15 protein-coding genes and 2 tRNA genes are annotated in these 17137 nt (G+C 45.5%); 9 read left to right on the top strand and 8 right to left on the bottom strand.

What is annotated here, in order from left to right; all coding sequences use genetic code 11:
• Window positions 1-99: 99 nt before the first annotated feature.
• On the top strand, window positions 100-1041 hold the full coding sequence (locus tag A2621_02580) for a UDP-3-O-[3-hydroxymyristoyl] N-acetylglucosamine deacetylase (protein ID OFW89763.1): 942 nt from the start codon (window positions 100-102) through the stop codon (window positions 1039-1041).
• Between the two features lie 29 nt (window positions 1042-1070).
• On the opposite strand, the gene A2621_02575 is transcribed toward A2621_02580, so the two are convergent.
• Complete coding sequence (locus A2621_02575) at window positions 1071-4526, bottom strand: hypothetical protein (protein OFW89762.1); 3456 nt, start codon at window positions 4524-4526, stop codon at window positions 1071-1073.
• Between the two features lie 52 nt (window positions 4527-4578).
• Window positions 4579-5979 (bottom strand): hypothetical protein, encoded by a 1401-nt coding sequence (locus A2621_02570; protein ID OFW89761.1) that lies wholly within the window; start codon window positions 5977-5979, stop codon window positions 4579-4581.
• A gap of 204 nt (window positions 5980-6183) precedes the next feature.
• On the opposite strand from A2621_02570, the gene A2621_02565 reads away from it, so the two are divergent.
• Window positions 6184-6260: transfer RNA gene (locus A2621_02565), tRNA-Met, on the top strand.
• A gap of 156 nt (window positions 6261-6416) precedes the next feature.
• On the opposite strand, the gene A2621_02560 is transcribed toward A2621_02565, so the two are convergent.
• From A2621_02560 to A2621_02550, 3 genes are all read right to left on the bottom strand, one after another.
• Complete coding sequence (locus tag A2621_02560) at window positions 6417-7424, bottom strand: hypothetical protein (GenBank protein ID OFW89760.1); 1008 nt, start codon at window positions 7422-7424, stop codon at window positions 6417-6419.
• 72 nt (window positions 7425-7496) lie between these two features.
• Window positions 7497-7769, bottom strand: coding sequence for a 50S ribosomal protein L27 (locus tag A2621_02555; protein OFW89759.1), 273 nt, complete (start codon window positions 7767-7769; stop codon window positions 7497-7499).
• A 3-nt stretch (window positions 7770-7772) separates the two neighbouring features.
• A complete protein-coding gene (locus A2621_02550; protein OFW90122.1) occupies window positions 7773-8213 on the bottom strand; it encodes a 50S ribosomal protein L21 in 441 nt (146 codons plus the stop codon).
• A gap of 299 nt (window positions 8214-8512) precedes the next feature.
• On the opposite strand from A2621_02550, the gene A2621_02545 reads away from it, so the two are divergent.
• Both A2621_02545 and A2621_02540 read left to right on the top strand, forming a co-directional pair.
• A complete protein-coding gene (locus A2621_02545; GenBank protein OFW89758.1) occupies window positions 8513-9652 on the top strand; it encodes a hypothetical protein in 1140 nt (379 codons plus the stop codon).
• A complete protein-coding gene (locus A2621_02540) occupies window positions 9652-10593 on the top strand; it encodes a hypothetical protein (GenBank protein ID OFW89757.1) in 942 nt (313 codons plus the stop codon). Before A2621_02545 ends, A2621_02540 begins: the two co-directional genes overlap by 1 nt.
• On the opposite strand, the gene A2621_02535 is transcribed toward A2621_02540, so the two are convergent.
• Window positions 10594-13203, bottom strand: a complete 2610-nt coding sequence (locus A2621_02535) for an alanine--tRNA ligase (GenBank protein OFW90121.1) — start codon at window positions 13201-13203, stop codon at window positions 10594-10596. It lies immediately after the preceding gene.
• Window positions 13204-13314: 111 nt separating this feature from the next.
• On the opposite strand from A2621_02535, the gene A2621_02530 reads away from it, so the two are divergent.
• The 5 genes from A2621_02530 to A2621_02510 all read left to right on the top strand — a co-directional run bounded on the left by A2621_02530 (window position 13315) and on the right by A2621_02510 (window position 16356).
• Window positions 13315-14025 (top strand): cell division ATP-binding protein FtsE, encoded by a 711-nt coding sequence (locus A2621_02530; protein ID OFW89756.1) that lies wholly within the window; start codon window positions 13315-13317, stop codon window positions 14023-14025.
• Window positions 14022-14891 (top strand): hypothetical protein, encoded by an 870-nt coding sequence (locus tag A2621_02525; GenBank protein ID OFW89755.1) that lies wholly within the window; start codon window positions 14022-14024, stop codon window positions 14889-14891. Before A2621_02530 ends, A2621_02525 begins: the two co-directional genes overlap by 4 nt.
• Before the next feature lie 14 nt (window positions 14892-14905).
• A complete protein-coding gene (locus A2621_02520) occupies window positions 14906-15478 on the top strand; it encodes a hypothetical protein (GenBank protein OFW89754.1) in 573 nt (190 codons plus the stop codon).
• Between the two features lie 18 nt (window positions 15479-15496).
• Window positions 15497-16195 carry a hypothetical protein gene (locus A2621_02515; GenBank protein OFW89753.1) on the top strand — a complete coding sequence of 233 codons (699 nt, stop codon included), beginning with the start codon at window positions 15497-15499 and terminating at the stop codon, window positions 16193-16195.
• 84 nt (window positions 16196-16279) lie between these two features.
• Window positions 16280-16356: transfer RNA gene (locus A2621_02510), tRNA-Pro, on the top strand.
• A gap of 113 nt (window positions 16357-16469) precedes the next feature.
• Here A2621_02510 and A2621_02505 read toward each other — a convergent pair.
• Window positions 16470-16898, bottom strand: a complete 429-nt coding sequence (locus A2621_02505) for a hypothetical protein (protein ID OFW89752.1) — start codon at window positions 16896-16898, stop codon at window positions 16470-16472.
• A complete protein-coding gene (locus A2621_02500) occupies window positions 16882-17112 on the bottom strand; it encodes a prevent-host-death protein (GenBank protein OFW89751.1) in 231 nt (76 codons plus the stop codon). The genes A2621_02505 and A2621_02500 overlap by 17 nt, the downstream gene beginning before the upstream one ends.
• Window positions 17113-17137 lie beyond the last annotated feature (25 nt).

Here is a 17137-nt window from a genome sequence, read left to right as displayed (position 1 = left end):
CAATTGATACACCCATTAGTAACAAAATGAAACATATGTTGATTTCCTGTCGCGCGCAGAACAGCTTACAGTAAAGGTAGGATGTTTTAGGAAAACAAGATGTATCAACAAACAATTAAAAATGCCATTTCACTCACCGGCATTGGCGCCCACTCTGGAAACACAACCACCATCACTCTTTTCCCCGCCCCAGAAAACCATGGCATTGTTTTTAAAAGGGTAGATCTTCCTCAAACTCAGAACATTATTCCTGCCCTCTGGAGCTATGTAACAGACACACAATTTTGTACAAAAGTTTCCAATAATTATGGAGCATCTGTTGCCACCATTGAACATCTCATGGCTGCCCTTGCGGCCAAGAAGATTGACAATCTCCTCGTTGAGATTAATGGCCCGGAGATCCCCATTCTAGATGGAAGTGCACAGCCCTTTTTCGAGACGATTGACACCACTGGAACCGCCAAACAAAAATCTCCTCGTCATTACTTAAGAGTTTTGAAAACCATCACCCTGAGCACGGACGACATTTGGGCTGAAATCAGACCAAGCCTCACCGGATTTTCTTTGAATTATACCTTCCGCAATCGAGGAACAAATACCTTTGAAACTTATGAGTCCCAAGATGTTTTACAAGATTTTTCAGAGGGGCTTGCCCCCGCACGCACCTTTGGATTCTTAGAGGATGTTCAAAAGTTGTATGATGCGGGGCTTGCCAAAGGAAGTTCCCTAGAAAACGCCGTTGTCTTTGATCAAGGCAAAGTTTTAAATCCTGAAGGGCTGCGTTTCCCCGATGAATGTGCCCGACACAAAGCCTTAGATGTGGTAGGCGATCTTTATTTGGCCGGGATGCCCCTCATTGGATCCTTCGAAGGTCATTGCTCAGGACACTCTATGAATAATACCCTTCTGAGAAAACTCCTCAATGATAAGTCCGCTTGGACGATTGAAACAAGTACTCCCCCTCTTGAATCTCACAATCCTGTCTCTAGACCAAAGAACACTGATTCTTCCAGCCCGACCATCCGATTTGGAACTTACTAACCTTTCTTGAAAAGCGCCGCTAAACGATTCTAAAACCGGTTTAAAGCTCGACGAAGTGCCCCTACAGGATTTTGAACCACAAATCCGATCTTCTCTAATACTTGCAGTTTTCTTGCTCGGGGAAAGCTTTCAGAATAGACTCGATCAGCCAGCGTTCTGGCTTCCACAAAGTCTCCCACGTTCTCTGAAACACCTAGGTCGTACGCCTCAACACCTCCTGCTTCCTCGTCAATTCTATAGTTTTTCTCATCTGCTCCGAAAGAATCCCACCATCCATCTTTTCTTTTTACAGGCACTCCAAGAGGGCTCGCATTATTTCGCGCCTCATAATAGTCTCGCCGCGCTCTATCCACCTGAATCTGAGCGGTTATTATTTTTCTCAAATCTTCTGTTTTTTCTACTTCTCTCAAATTTTCTTGCGCGCGTTTCAAAGCCATCTTAGTTCTTTTGACAGCCTCAATTTTGTCTTTTGTAATCTGAAGAGCTGTTTTATCAAATTTTCTTTGTACATTTTCTACTTTATAAAGACCCTCACGTGAGGTCGAAGGCGCCCAAAGCAAATTTCCAGCTCCCTTATTAGCCCCTTGACCAGAGTCAGGCCCTTGACCAAAGGGACTGGACGCTCCTCCAAAAGAAGGTGTATCAAAGGACGGAGTAGCAAAAGAAGGGCCACCAGAAAAGGAGGGCCCATTAGAGAAATTTGGACTAGAAAACTGAGGACTCTGTCCAAAAGTTGGTTGAGCCCCAAACGGGCTCCCTGATTGCCCGAAAGTTGGGGAATATCCCCCTCCAAAGGAAGGAGTGGGACCTCCAAAGTTTGGATTCGTCGAAAATTGGGGGGATTGGCCAAAACCAGGTCGGCCAGTCCCATCTTCTAATTCTCCCAACTCTAAATCTCTTTCGTCCACTTCTTCCTCGGACTCTTCCATACCTGGCCCCTGGTTTCCTTCAGGTCCATTCTCTCCCAGATCTTCTTCTCCAAAATCTTCCCCCTCCTCGGAATCGCCTTGAGGCCCACGATCATCCTGTTCTGGGGGTTGCCCTTCTTCAAAATCCTCATTCTGACTCATTCTGTTCCCTTGATCCGTGAGTTGACGTCTGTTCTGTTGAACTTCTGTCCAGTCTTGTTCCATGGACGCCATATTATCTTCATCGGCCGCAATTTCTCTCGCCAGTCGATCTGCCGTCGGCCGATCATTAGCAGCTATCGCCCGTTCTAAGGCTGCTTTTTTTTCTTGGATACTTGACGATAAGTTCGTCCCTTGATTTTCCAAATCAACAGCTTCCTTTTTAAGTTCTTTTTCCCTACGTTGCCGCAACTGATAGACTGTTTCTGTTTTATACAATGCTTTCTTATATTCCCCTTCTTTTTGTAAAACATCGTTTTCGGCTTGAGACAAGTTAAACTTCGCCGTCTCTAAGTTCTTTTTAGCTGCCGCAATGGCATTCACATTGCTTCCGGCTTCTGCTTTTTTCAAGGCTGCCTCTGCCTCTTCCACCTTCTTTTCTGCCTCCTGTTGATTTTTTAGAGCTGTTTCAAAGGCTGCTTTAGCTGTTTCAACCGCATCTATGTCTTGCTGAGCTCTTTCAAGATCTTTTTGGGCCTGCCTTTTCTTCTCTTGGGCTGTTTCTAATTGCTGATTCAGTTTATCAAGATGTTTCTGTTCTGTTCTTTTTTCAGCAGAGAGCTCCGCAACTTTTGCCGTATCTCCCGTTGCCTGTGCCGCAACAATTTGTTGATTCAAAGAACTAATCTTGGCCTGCGATGCTAATACCTGCTGTTGCAAATCATCACATTGCGCCGTGGCTGCACTGGCTCTGCGCTGAGCTGCCTCTTGTTTTGATTCGATTCTAGACAAAGAGAGGTCCGCTGCCGCCGTTGCCCCAGTCAGATTTCCCTGTGCTTGCGCCACCATTCCCTTTTCTTTTTGAAGTTTAAATTGGGCTGCACTCAAATCAGTTCTTGCTTTGTCAGCTTCTGGAGAATTAGGACCTGATGTTTTCTCAGCCGTTACCAAATCTGCTTTCGCTTGATCCACATCGGATTGAGCATTCGCTTGGCTTTGCTGCGCCTTCGTTAGCTCTGATTTTGCCTTATCTTCTGTCCCTACGGCTTCTGCGGCCTGACGCTTGGCTGTTTGATCAGCGGTTTCTGTTTTAGCCAGTGCAGAATTGGCCTTCTTCTCTGCTGCCGCCGCGTTGGCTGCGGCAGCTTTAGAGTCTTTACCCGCGGCAGACTCTTCACGTTTAGCTTGGGTTAATTTCTCCTGTGCATCCGCTATGGCTTTCTTATCATCTTTTTTCTTGGCCACATCTAAGTCTGCTTGGGCATCCAATACTTTTTGTTGAGCGTCCGCATGCTTGTTTTCCGCATCTTGTAGTTTTTCTTGAGCAGCTTCATGATCTGCTTGAGCTGCCGCCGCACGACGGGCATTTGTTTCTTCCGTCGTCTCTGTTTTCGCCAAAGCAGCATCTTCTCGTTCTTTAGCCTTATCGGCTGTTTGTTGTGCCTTTTTCGATTTATCTGCTGCCTCCATTTCGTTTTTCTTTGCCTTATCTAAGTCTGCCTTAGCAGCCGCTTTTTCTTCTGGAGTTTTAGCATTATTCAGTTTGTCTTGGGCATTTGAGACGTCTTGTTTCGCATTTTCGTGGTCTTGAGCCGCCTCATCTGCTTTGTCTTGAGCCTCTTGACTTTCATTTTGCGCTGCTTGAGCCGCGTTGGCATTCCTTTCTTCAACGGTTTGGGTGGCACTCTTTGTAGACTCGGCTTTGCGTGCAGTCTTAGCAGACTTATCTTTTGCTGTTTTCAACTCAGCATCAGCTTTTTTCTTATTATCTTCCGCTTCTTTGATCTTTTTCGGGTCTTTGCTTTTTTTGGCATCTTCAAGCTGCTTATCAGCGTCATCTGCCGCTTTCTGCTTTTGACCTTCTTCGTACTTTGCGTCACTCGCAGCATCGGCAGCGTCTTGAGCTTTCTTTTGATCTTTGTTTGCCGTCTCTATCTTTTTATCAGCAGCGGCAACCTTGTCTTTCGCCTTTTTCTGATCTGCCGCAGCTTCTGTTCTTTCTTGCCTGGCTTCCTCTTTCTTTTTTTCAGCAGCAGCAATGGCCTCTTTGTCTTGAGGGTTTGCCGCCCTTAGTTTTTTTAACTCAGCATCTGCTTCATCTTGTTTTTTCTGTGCGGCGGCTTCTCGCCCTTCTGCCTCTTCTAAATCTTTTTTAGCGTCTGCCTGTTCTTCTTCTGCTTCTTTCTGCTTAGATGATTTTTCTAATTCTTCGTGCTTTGGCCCCTCTTCCTCTTTAGGCGCTTCATCTGTCTTGTCTTTATCCATTTCTGCGCTAAGTTCTGAAGTGGGAGATTTTTTCAAATAGCTGTCATCTGCCGCGGCATCAGTTAACCCCTCATTCCCCCAAAAAAGAATGAGAAGAAGAAAAAGACCTTTTTTTATCTGATCCTTTCCAAGAGTTTGTCTGCTGTGCCTCATCTCTTTATTGACCTTAGGTTAATTTTATCGTTTTTAACAACCTCATCTTGGATTAAGAAGGTGGAGGGGGTGGAGGCGGTATATTTTCTGCTGTTGTAGTCGTCTCAAATGGTTGCGCAAGCATCTCTGGTGGAGGGGGAGGTAACCGTTTCAGATACTCTGGGCTTGCCCGATACTCTTCTAAGATTTTTTTATCCTCTTCACCTAATTGGTCGGAGTCGATATACTTTTTATCTAACAAAGCCTGTAAACGGCGTCCCCGGTTGGCTATCACCGATTGAGTGAAATCGGGGCTCGTGACGCTGGCAGGAGACCCAACAGGCTTCTGCTGAGAAGGTCTTTGTTGAGGGCGCGGTTCAGGCTGTTGGGACTGAAAAACACCACTGCCCCTCGTCAAACGAGAAGGTCCTGCCGCCTGTTGGGAAAGAGCCGGTGCATTACCGCCGAGATACGCATTGACCATAGCCCGATCTTTCGGTGAAAGCTGATTTGGATTAAGTTTGCCACTCTCCACAAAATCTAATAAGGCACGAGATCTGGCAGGGAGCTCTGCGCGAGGTATCAAGGATATTGGGGGTACAGGATTGGCTTGTGGCCTTACGCTCGAAACTGGCACAGGAAGATTTTGGGAGTATGCCTCGAGGCGTGCCTGATCTTCACGCGTCAGCTGACGTTTATCAATCTTCCCCTGCTGGATTAACGCCACCAACTTTTCAGTGCTTTGAGGAGGTATAGACGGAGCCACAGATTGCTTTCTTGCCGAGACTCTTTCACGTGCCCGATCAGCCGCCCCTCTTAATTTAGAAATAGATCCGGCCCTAAGCTCACTGGGCTGCCTTGTTTGGGGTTGAGGACCATACTCAACAAGCGGTGGTGTGGGCCTAGAGTAAGAAAGAGACTGACGCGGAACTATCCCAATATTCTCTGTTTGGGTACCCACGGATCGAGCCATAGGACTTGTACGAGCAGGAATTTTAATGAGTCCCGCCTTATATCGTTCTTCAAAGTCTAAGCGATGGCGTAACTCTTCATTAATTTCGCGCACTGCTTCCAGAATTCTAGCTTTCAATTTTTGGTTCCTTGTTTCTCTATAAACCGCCGCAAGATAAAAACGAATCCGCACCAATGAGCGCACATTAACTTCGTCAAGTTCCCGTCGTTTGTAAAGATTGTTCACCAAAATGGCCATCTCATTGGCGAGTCGCTCAATCGTCGGCTCCATCCCTCGGTTGATTTTGGTTGTGTTTATATCAAAATTAACGTCAGACGCTTTTATTTTCGGATTTTTGCGTACGCGAACATTCTGTGGGGCAACAGTCACCGTCCGGCGAAGTCTTGGGGTATCTCTTGGGGTATCTCTGGGATTACCTCTGGGACTATCATAAGCCCCTCTGACCTCTAAAACGCAAACGCTGAGAATGATTGGTAATAGGTAAAATTTCCACGTGTTCATTATTGTCATTATACGCCCCCGGTTCGTTTCGTCTTTTCTTTAGTATCAAAGGTTTTTAGAGAAAAAGCAAGATGAATTGGGCAGATCCTTAACACCTGTTTTTTCGCAGTTAAGGAATATTTTGCCTTTAGCGTCAAGGGGATAGACATGCTCCTGAAAAGTATGGTATACATCCCTTAATCTCAATCGGTTGAGGTTTCTTGTCGCGGGGTAGAGCAGCCCGGTAGCTCGTCAGGCTCATAACCTGAAGGCCGCAGGTTCGAATCCTGCCCCCGCCACCAATTTCCTTTTAGGTTTTCTAAGAGCTTTTTCTAAATATCTTTCCATCTATGTTATTGCTTGCGCAACGGGAAGTATGCACTGGATGCCCCCCCCTTAACGAGAGGTTCTGACCTTATGTCGCTCTTGAATGCTTTATTAACAAAAGTTTCGTTTGTTCATACTTCCTGTAAGTACAGTGACACCAGTCTATGCAAGGTTACATACTGTGATCGCTCTCCTACCAAGTAGGCTCGTTGCAAAGAGAGCTTATAAACCAACTCCTCAATGCTTAATTTTAGCTTTTCTTTTTTAATACCCTTTTTAAGTTGCCGATCAATGTCATCCAGAAGCAAGAAGGCTGTAATAAAAGTCCCCGTCCTTCCCACACCTGCGCTACAGTGAACCGCAATAAGATCTCCTGGATTATAGCCTTTCCTTACCCGCTTCACAAAATCAAGCAACCCTTTAGGGCATGTTCCTGAGTTATCTCCCCAGTGATCAATGGCATAATAGTTAAATGAATAAGGCAGGTTGTTTTCCTCTTCTGGAATTTTATAGACTAACTTGTCTGGCCCCTCTTTATTCGTCTGCAGGGAGTCTTTCCAGTAGTTTTCAGTCTTGAAAACTCCTTTTTCCATATCATTCGTCAACCGAATCACATGTTTCACATTATAATTTACCAATAGTTGCAGGAAGTTTCTAACGTGAGCAGACTTTTGAGGCCCCTCTAGGGCCAAAAATCTATGCCCATTCACAATTACATTGCTCGAATTAAAACTTGGGTGGCTGCAGTTATATTCAAAAGCTAAAAGATGCGGAGCTTTATAAAAACCAGAGGTGAGCAAGTCTTGCGCTCGTTCAAAATCTGTTGTAGCAAATAAGGGCTGTTCAGAGGGGTTTTCATAATAGAGACTGTTTCTTGTATCTTTCAAACTATCGAACTTCTTTTCGATTTCAGCGTCACTAAGCTTGGGATTAAAAGGCATAAACTTTCTATTTTTAGAAAACTTTTTCCAGCGATCTTCAAACCCTTTTTTGGCTTTTTGAAAATTACTGGCGACCTTATGCTTTGATAGAATTGGCAAAGGATACCCCTTCTCTGATGAAACTGATTTTGAAGCTAATAAAGGGGCATGGATCCCTACCAACCCACAGACAAGACTAACAACAATTAGAAACTTCATTTTTCCCTCTCTTCATTTGTACGAAAAAACTCTAATAAAAAACCCAGAATGTTCGCCCTGGGTTTTTCAACTTCAATTCATTGCATACAACAAAAATCTAGAGACGGATACGTACATCCGATCTTGTGCTTTGCGCTTAAACACCACACGTCCCGCCGTTAAAGCAAAGAGAGTATGGTCACGCCCCATGCCCACGTTTTCTCCCGCACGCACTTTGGTGCCACGTTGACGCAGAATAATGTTTCCAGGAATAACCGCTTGGTCTCCGAATTTTTTAAGGCCGAGTCGACGTCCTGCCGAATCTCTTCCGTTTCTAGAGCTACCGCCCGCTTTCTTATGAGCCATTTCTTAATCCTTTTTCTTTGCTGCTGGAGCCTGTTTGGCTTTTTCAGCCGGCGCCTTTTTTACAGCACCTTCAACCTTAGCTTTCGCTTCTTTGACAACCGCTGGCTTTTCTGCCGCGGCTAAAACTTTGCCACCGTGCAAGATATCAACTATGCGCAACATGGTCTTATGTTGCTTGTGGCCCTTTTTACGACGATAGTTATGACGACGCTTTTTCTTAAAAACAATGACCTTATCATCCCGCGTGTGCTTCTCAACCGTTGTGATCACTTGAGCCCCCTCAAGGACGGGATTGCCCATCACCGTTGATGTATCAGTTCCCACCATCAAAACGTCTGTGATAATAATTTGAGACCCAACGGCAGATTCTAACTTTTCCACCACAATCTTGGCATCTTTTGAAACTTTATACTGCTTTCCGCCTGTGCGAATAATTGCAAACATCATCTTATCCATAAAAATTGGTCATAGCATTTTTAACTTAAGTGTCTCTTTTAGCAGTCTTGACACAAAAGTCAAGTCTTAAAGCACGGAAAGACTAAAGAATTTCCCAATGATGCGCCTCCCTCTCCCCTCCCATTAACTGAGAATATCCGCGCACGCTCTCTTCCTTTTACAGCGATCTATAGCTGAGATACTTTAAAATGAGACGAGGAACGAGGAGCGACGCGGTGACGATGTATTCAGTTTATAAGTGGCCAGCTATATGATATAATGACTCCCAATATAAGGATATCTGACACGTGAAGAAAAAAAGTGAGCTCCGAGTCTTACAAGTATTGCCTGCTCTAGAAATGGGTGGCGTGGAACGTGGCACCATTGACGTGGCCATTGCTCTCAAACAAAAAGGGCACTTTCCCGTGATCGCCTCCTATGGGGGACGTTTGGTCTCCCATCTTCGCAAAAATGGTATTATTCACGAGTATCTGCCTCTGCACTCCAAGAACCCTTTTACCATCTGGATGAACATTGCTCGGTTGGTACGCATTATTAAAAATCACCAGATCCAAGTGGTACATGCCCGCAGTCGCGCCCCCGCCTGGAGCGCCTATTTTGCCGCCAAAAAAACGAGGGTCCCTTTTATCACCACCTTTCATGGCACTCACCCCTTTCAAAACAGGTTCAAAAAGCTCTACAACAGCGTTATGATCCGGGGCAAACGTGTGATCGCTGTCTCAAAGTTTATAGCTCAAGACATTCAAAAAAAATATGATATTAACCCTGGAAAAATTACCACAATCCTGCGCGGGGTAGATTTGGATGTTTTTAATCCTGATAAAATGACAGATGCCCGCATGGAAGCCATCATGAATCAAATGCAACTTCCAGATGATAAATACATTCTCCTCCTTCCGGGGCGCATTACACGATTAAAGGGCCACGAAGTTCTATTAGACGCCATGTCACGTCTTAATCGCCAGGATTTTATTTGTTTATTTGTAGGATCCACAGAAAAGAAAAACTTTGTAGAAGAACTAGAGGAACAAGCGAAAAACTATGGATTGCGTGATCGTTTGTTCATCATTAATGAATGCAAAGATATGCCTGCTTTGTACAGACTCGCCACCGCCACCATTTGTCCCTCTACCCAGCCTGAAACCTTTGGACGCACCGCCGCTGAAGCCGGCGCTATGGGCTGTCCTGTTATCGGTAGCAACCATGGGGGCACCAAAGAAATTGTGGTGGAAGGAAAAACAGGCTTTTTATTTCCTCCCGAAGACAGCCGCAGCCTCGCTTATGTGATCGAAAAAGTTTTGGATATGACCCTTGATGAGCGCCATCAGATCCGAGAAGCTGCCATGGCCCATGTGAGAAAAAATTTCGATAACGTGACCATGCTGACTAAAACCCTCAAATTATACCAGGAAGTTTTGTTTCAATAATGCAAAAGGGGATTCTTGTCATTAAACATGGCGCCCTGGGTGATATGATTTTTGCCATGGGGGCTTTTAAGGCCATCCGAGACCATCACAAAAAAGATAAAGTTGTTCTCTTAACCTCCCCCCCTTTTAAACGCCTTGCTGAAGCGTCTCCCTACTTTGATGAGGTCTGGATTGACGATCGCCTACGCCCTTGGCAACATCCTTTTAAAATCCTTTCTCTTTTCCGTCGTCTGAGGCAAGAAAAATTTGCCCGCGTTTACGATCTCCAACGGTCGAAACGCACGCGGTGGTACTTAAAAATCATGAAACACTTTTTTAACCCCAGCCCAGAGTGGAGTGGGATCTTCCCAGGCTGTGATTTCCACTATGATGTTCCCTCTGTCTATGGAAACCATATTTTGGAAATCAACAGAACCCAACTTGAAGTCGCTGGCATTAAAAAGGTGCTTAAACCCGATCTCAGTTGGTTGAGAGCCGATATTAAGCCGCTTCATCTCCCCAAAAAATATTTTCTGCTGGTGCCAGGCACCTCCCCCGGTCAAGATCATAAGAAATGGCCTGCCTCTTTTTACGGCAGAGTCGCCCAGCACCTAACAGACAAGGGGATCACCCCTGTCGTGCTCGGCACGAAAAATGAGCGCGAGGCTTGGGAAGAAATTCACGCGCTCTGCCCTTCTGCCCTCAGTTTGTTGGGGAAAACCAACCTCTTTGACATTCCCGAAATTGCCCGCCATGCCATCGGCGCCCTCGGTAATGACACCGGCCCTATGCACCTCTGCTATTTCAGTGGATGCCCATCCTTATACCTTTTCTCGTACTCTTCGGGGGTCGATTTGTGCGGCCCCACGGATGGGGTTAGTAAGGTTTTGAAACAAGAGAATTTGAAGGATTTAGGCGTTGAAGATGTCATAAAGAATTTGGTGTTTAGGAAAATGAAATAACTAAAGAGTGAGCTTCAAAGCTGCGGCTGCTTCCCTAATCTTATCCGCACTGCCCCCACATTGGGCGAGATCAGGGCGACCACCGCCTTTGCCCCCGAGAGCCATGGCGACAGGTTGAATCAAATCCTTAGCATCATACCGTCTCCTCAGATCTTCCGTCACACCCACCAAAACCGTTGCTTTGTCATCTGTCACGGAAGTCAACAAAATCACCCCCGACCCGATTTTTTTCTTGAGTACATCCATGAAGGGTTTCAGCTCTCCACCGGGCATGTCTTTGGTATGATGTGTCACAAAGGAAATTCCCTTGATGGTTTCCACCGTTTCTTGACCCTGAGCTTTCCCCCTGGAAGACCGTAAACTTTTGATCTCTTTTTCCAAGCTCTTGCGTTCTTCCAACAACGCCTTCAGGCGATCTGGCAACACGCGCACCGAAGACCTCAAAGACTCCGCGAGGGTAAAGAGAGTCTCTTCCATGTCATGGACATAGTCAGTCACCGCGGCCCCCGTCATGGCTTCGATACGACGCACGCCCGACGACACGCTTGACTCAGCCATAATCTTAAAGGCGCCAATATCGCCTAAACGTTCCACATGGGTTCCGCCACAGAGCTCCACAGAATAGAGATCATGCTCATGCCCCATGGAAACCACGCGCACTTCGTCGCCATACTTCTCCCCGAACAAGGCCTGGGCCCCCGCCTTCATGGCCGCTTCAGGGCTCGAGATCTGGGTTGAGACCAAAGCATTCCCACGGATTTGGGCATTAATGTCTTGCTCCACTTGATACAAGATTTCCTTCGACACCGCTTGGGGATAGCTAAAATCAAATCGCAGACGATCCTCCGCCACCAAGGATCCTTTTTGTATCACAGAAGACCCCAGCAACCGCCGCAGAGCTTCATGCAATAAATGGGTTGCTGAATGGTTGGCTCGCAATTTTGTGCGACGCTCTTTGTCAATTTTCAACATCACCTGGTCGCCCACAGCCACCTGACCCTGCTTGATTGTTACCTCATGGACAAAAAGACCTTCCACCTTTTTGAGCGTGTTGGTGACGATTGCTTTCCCGGTAAGGGTAGAGAGAGTGCCTTCGTCCCCCATCTGGCCCCCCGATTCTCCATAAAAGGGGGTTTGATTTACGATCACAAACCCTGTGTCACCCTCTTTCAGGGTAGAGACTTTTTGGCCGTCTTTCACGAGAGCTAGAACAGTGGCTTCAATGGTGTCAACCTGATACCCCACAAATTCGGTGGCTCCCCATTTTTCCCAGAGATCAAACCATAGGGTCTCTGTTTGACTGTCTCCCGATCCCACCCACGAAGCTCGTGCGGCCTCCCGTTGTCGTTGCATCAACAAGGTAAATTCATCCGTATTAACATCGATGTGCCTATTTTTAAGAATGTCTTGGGTCAAATCCAGAGGAAATCCATAAGTGTCGTATAATTTAAAGGCAGCTTGCCCAGATAAAACGGCCCCCCCCAACTGACTCACTTCCTCTTCCAAAACCCTGAGCCCTCGCGAGAAAGCCTCACTAAAACGCTCTTCTTCTAATCTCAGGGTCAAGGTGGTCAATTCCTTCGCACGCTCGAGCTCAGGGTAGGTCTCTCCCATCTTCTCGATCAAAAAAGGGACCAACTGGCAGAGCAAAGGTTCCTTTGCCTTTAACATATACGCGTGACGCATGGCCCGACGCATGATGCGGCGCAATACGTACCCACGCCCTTCGTTAGAAGGCAGCACCCCCTCCGCAATCAAGAAGCAACTGGCGCGCAGATGGTCCGCAATCACCCGCTGAGACACAAGAGCTTCTCCCTCTAGCTTGGTGTGTGTTTTTTCTGCCACAGCCACCACCAAAGACTTCAACACATCTGTGTCATAGTTATTCGTGACACCTTGCAGAACCGCAGCCATACGCTCGAGTCCCATCCCGGTATCCACTGACGTTTTCGGCAACAGGAGACGAGAGCCATCTTTTTGCTGCTCGTATTGCATAAAGACCAGATTCCAGATTTCCACAAACCGGTCGCCATCCTGATCGGCCGTTCCGGGGAGTCCGCCAGAGATATGCTCTCCATGGTCATAGAAAATTTCTGTACACGGTCCACAGGGGCCTGTATCGCCCATGGACCAAAAGTTATCCGAGGTGGAGATTTTAATAATCTTGTGATCCGAAACCCCTGAAATCTTTTTCCAAAGAGTGAAAGTTTCCTCATCTTCCGAAAAAACAGTGATGTATAATTTCTCAGGAGAAATCTTAAATTCTTTTGTCAGCAACTCCCAAGCATAGGTAATGGCCTCTTCTTTGAAATAATCACCAAAGGAAAAGTTGCCCAACATTTCGAAAAAGGTATGGTGACGCGCCGTGTACCCCACATTCTCTAAATCATTGTGTTTGCCCCCTGCCCGTACACATTTCTGAGCTGTCGTGGCCGTGGAGTATGGACGAGTCTCCAGCCCTGTAAAAACATTTTTGAACTGCACCATGCCCGAGTTGGTAAACATGAGGGAAGGATCATTGTGCGGCACAAGGGAACTCGACGGCACCACTTGATGACCATTTTTTTGAAAAAATCTTAAAAAAGAACTTCTGATGTCTTGTGTATACATGGCATTTGCTGATTTTTCGTACTTGTTCAATTTAATCACTCCTCCCCTAAATTGCAACGGGATTATTTTCATGCTTTTTTTTCACCCCCGCATGCTTTATCATGATTCCTTATGATCACACCTCATCCTAATATCGTTTCTTTTCAGAATACTGGCCTTACCTTTAAAGGAAACGTGCGCCTGTTCTCCAAGCTGAACCTAGATATTATCGAAGGAGGGTTTTATTTTCTGACGGGGCTCAGTGGAGCGGGAAAATCAACTCTGTTAAAGCTTATTTACATGGGTATTCCCCCGACTAGTGGGCATTTATCCTTATTTGGTGAGGATCTATCCCGGATTGTTCCCCATTCCATTGCCCACATTCGTCGGAAAATGGGGATTGTCTTCCAAGATTTTCGTTTGTTGCCCCATCTGACAACCGTTGAAAACGTCGCCTTACCCCTAAAAGTTCGGGGAGTAGATCCTCGCAAGGCGCGCCAACAGGCCAAAGAGCTGCTCGCTTGGGTAGGCTTAGAAGATGTTTTAAACAGTTTTCCCCATACCCTCTCGGGCGGCCAACAACAGCGCGCGGCCATTACCCGCGCCGTGATGGGAAAACCCAAACTCCTTTTGGCAGACGAGCCCACCGGCAATGTGGACGAAGAAGCAGCCAGAAAAATCTTGTATCTCTTTGAAGAGCTGCACAAGTCTGGCACCACGGTTATTCTGGCCACCCACAATCGTTCTTTTGCCAAAGAGTTTCATCATCCTGAAATTTTCTTAAAAAAAGGGCAAGCCGTTCTGTTAAATAACCGACGCTCTCCTGGAAGAGAGGTAAAATGAAGACTCATACCGATTTGCCTCTGAATGCCGATCCCTCCAGTCGTTTTTTGCCTTGGATTATTGGACTCATGATTTATTTGGCCAGCCTTGCCATTGTTATTGGACTATCGGTGAATCAACTCACTTCCCAGTGGGTTCAAGGATTAACCGATTCTCTCATTCTTGAAATGCCGCCGCGAGAGGAAAATGAAGAAACCAACATTGAAACCGAGTTCAAAATTTTTCAACTCATCCAATCAACCCCTGGACTCGGATCCATTAAAGCCCTTTCCCTGAAAGAGGCTTTAGAACAGCTAGGGTCTAACACTTTTTCAGAAGAAGATCTAAAAATTCTGCCTAAAATTTTAGAAATCCAGATCTCTAAACGAGACCTTTTTCATCTGAACTCTTTTAAAAAAAACCTCTCCGCCCTCGCCCCACATGCTCAAGTGGAAGACCATAAAGACATAAAAAATATTGTGCTCAACATTGCCAAATCCACCCAAGCCATCAGCTTTGGGATTGTCAGCATGATTATTCTCGGCACGATTTCTATTATTGCCTTCACCTCTCAAACCAGCCTCATCATCCACCGCAATGTGGTTGAAATTCTTTATCTCGTGGGGGCAACGAAGTCTTATATTGGAGGGCAGTTTCAATCCCACGCCTTCCGCATTGGCGTGAGAGGCAGCCTTATCAGTCTTGTTCTGGGCGCGCTTACCTTAATAAGTATTGCCCTTTTTGGCTCTGGCATTTTATTTTTAGATAAACTCATCACCGTTTCGTTTGCCACGTTTGTCTTTGCCTTAACGGCCCTGATCATCACTTTTTTTATTATGATTTCTGCCCGATTAAGTGTTAGGATAGCCCTTAAAAATGGCCTCTAAGATAAAGGAATAAGATGAGTTGGAGCGCTTTCTTCAAAACACTTGTCTCTTGCCTCTTGATCGCATGGGTAGGAGGGTTCTTTCTCTACCTCTACCAAATTCATCATTTTAAAGAAACTCACCCTCTGACAGAGGGGATCGTGATTTTGACAGGGGGAAAAGGGCGCATTAAAAAAGGCATCCAACTATTAGAAACGACTCCCCAGAAGCCTCTTTTAATCTCCGGCGTTCGCACACGCCTCCAACTGAAAGAAATCACGACATCCCCCCCATATGAAGGGCATATTGATTTGGGATTCAATGCCACGACTACCCGAGAAAATGCCAAGGAAGTTTCTGACTGGAACAAGGAAAAATCCTGCTCTTCTTTAACGGTAGTGACCTCTCATTATCATATCCCGCGCAGCTTACTGGAACTTAAAGCAGCTCTCCCCCACATTATCCTCATTCCATATCCTATCATTTCCCCCTCTTTTCAAAACCGGAGATGGCTGAGCGAGCCTGACCTGTGGCAGCTTTTATTTAAAGAATACAATAAATATTTGATTGTTTTTTTGGAAATGCGTATAAGATCTTTCCTTAAATAGACTTCTGGCAAAACCAACATGATGATTCGATCTATTTTCTTCAACATTGCTTTTTATCTTGGCTCCATTATTTGGTTGATATCCTTTTTTCCTCTCCTTTTCTTATCAAAAAGATTTAGCCGAGCTATTCCTCGGATGTGGTCTTCGTGGGTCTCCTCCCTCCTACGGGTCATTGTAAAAACCCCGTATCGCGTGGAAGGTCAGATCCCCCAAGACCCCGTCCTCTTTGGGATTAAACATCAATCTGCGTGGGAAACAATCGCTTTGAACCACATTCTGAACCGACCTGTGTATGTCTTGAAAAAAGAGCTTCTCTGGATTCCTTTTTTTGGGTTTTATTTACAGAAGGCCGACATGATCACCCTTGACCGAGGGGGGGGGATTTCAACTCTTAAAAATTTGTTACACCAGGCAAAAGATCGAATCCACCAAAAACGGTCTATCATTATTTTTCCGGAAGGCACACGGTCGATGCCGGGAACCCACAATCCCTACAAAAAAGGGATTTATTTCCTCTATAAAAATTTGAATATTCCCCTCGTGCCGGTGGCTCTGAATTCGGGGGTTTATTGGCCCAAACGCACCTTTATGAAATACCCTGGTACCATCCGCGTAAAATTCCTCGACCCCATTCCTCCCGGATTAGGAGAAGCAGAATTCATGGCACGTCTAGAGAAAGAAATTGAGACGGAAAGTCTGAAGCTTTTAAAGAATTAACTTGATGGTTTATCTGATTTCGGTTTATAAGTAACTAATTTTACAGCTGAGAGATTTTTATAGATATTCAGCCATGTATATGTTCGGGGTGTAGCGCAGTCCGGTAGCGCACCTGGTTTGGGACCAGGGGGTCGGAGGTTCGAATCCTCTCTCCCCGACCACTTTGGTATTAGAAATTTTCCTACATAACTATAAACAAGAGTAAACTCGGTACCTTAGCTGAGGAGGGGACTTTGGGAATGTTATGATAAAATTGATTTTAGTGACGCCTCAACTATCCCTTTAGCGAACTCAAATATCCTTGCGTACTATAATCCAATATTTTTTTATCTCGAGTCATGAGAGGAATTCCAAAAACACGTGCTGTTGCCACAATAATTCGATCAGCAGGGTCCCCATGGAACTCTCCTGGTAACAAAGAGCTTTCTACACAGATTTCGGGAGACAAAGAACAGGGGACAATACCTGGCGCTTTCAGACTTTGGTTAATCCAATTCAAGCAAGGTTGATTAAGTTGAATTCTTTGACGAGAATGTAGCATGCTAATTTCCCAGAAAGAAATTACACTAATACCTAAGTAGCCCCCCTTGAGGAAATGAGTTATTTTTTCTAGGGAAAATTCTGAAAGCCCTTTGTCTCCATTCATAAGCCAAAGAAAAATATGAGTATCTAGAATAAGTTGGAGGTTAGTTGTTTTCTGCATCCCACAGGTCCTCTAAAGGATCAAGAATGTCTCCTTTAATAAGAAGAGAATTTTTCATAAACCCAAATAATATTTTTGGAGAGTCCTCATAAGGAACCAACTTTGCCACAGGAATGCCCCTCTTTGTAATAACAATGGTTTCATGTTTTTGTTCAGCTAAATCCATGAGCTTTAAACATTTTGATTTAAATTCACCTGCGCCCATTCGAATCATCTAATACTCCTATGGTTACATATCT

It is taken from the genome of Alphaproteobacteria bacterium RIFCSPHIGHO2_01_FULL_41_14 (assembly GCA_001767855.1).
GTDB lineage: Bacteria > Pseudomonadota > Alphaproteobacteria > UBA7879 > UBA5542 > 2-01-FULL-41-14.
This window is presented reverse-complemented; position numbering and strand designations above follow the sequence as displayed.

Coding starts and splice junctions, on each gene's coding strand:
- A2621_02525 (OFW89755.1), top strand. CDS start 14,022: ATGAAGACTCATACCGATTTGCCTCTGAATGCCGATCCCTCCAGTCGT.
- A2621_02530 (OFW89756.1), top strand. CDS start 13,315: ATGATCACACCTCATCCTAATATCGTTTCTTTTCAGAATACTGGCCTT.
- A2621_02515 (OFW89753.1), top strand. CDS start 15,497: ATGATGATTCGATCTATTTTCTTCAACATTGCTTTTTATCTTGGCTCC.
- A2621_02570 (OFW89761.1), bottom strand. CDS start 5,979: ATGAACACGTGGAAATTTTACCTATTACCAATCATTCTCAGCGTTTGC.
- A2621_02555 (OFW89759.1), bottom strand. CDS start 7,769: ATGGCTCATAAGAAAGCGGGCGGTAGCTCTAGAAACGGAAGAGATTCG.
- A2621_02560 (OFW89760.1), bottom strand. CDS start 7,424: ATGAAGTTTCTAATTGTTGTTAGTCTTGTCTGTGGGTTGGTAGGGATC.
- A2621_02540 (OFW89757.1), top strand. CDS start 9,652: ATGCAAAAGGGGATTCTTGTCATTAAACATGGCGCCCTGGGTGATATG.
- A2621_02505 (OFW89752.1), bottom strand. CDS start 16,898: ATGCAGAAAACAACTAACCTCCAACTTATTCTAGATACTCATATTTTT.
- A2621_02520 (OFW89754.1), top strand. CDS start 14,906: ATGAGTTGGAGCGCTTTCTTCAAAACACTTGTCTCTTGCCTCTTGATC.
- A2621_02580 (OFW89763.1), top strand. CDS start 100: ATGTATCAACAAACAATTAAAAATGCCATTTCACTCACCGGCATTGGC.
- A2621_02500 (OFW89751.1), bottom strand. CDS start 17,112: ATGATTCGAATGGGCGCAGGTGAATTTAAATCAAAATGTTTAAAGCTC.
- A2621_02535 (OFW90121.1), bottom strand. CDS start 13,203: ATGTATACACAAGACATCAGAAGTTCTTTTTTAAGATTTTTTCAAAAA.
- A2621_02575 (OFW89762.1), bottom strand. CDS start 4,526: ATGAGGCACAGCAGACAAACTCTTGGAAAGGATCAGATAAAAAAAGGT.
- A2621_02550 (OFW90122.1), bottom strand. CDS start 8,213: ATGTTTGCAATTATTCGCACAGGCGGAAAGCAGTATAAAGTTTCAAAA.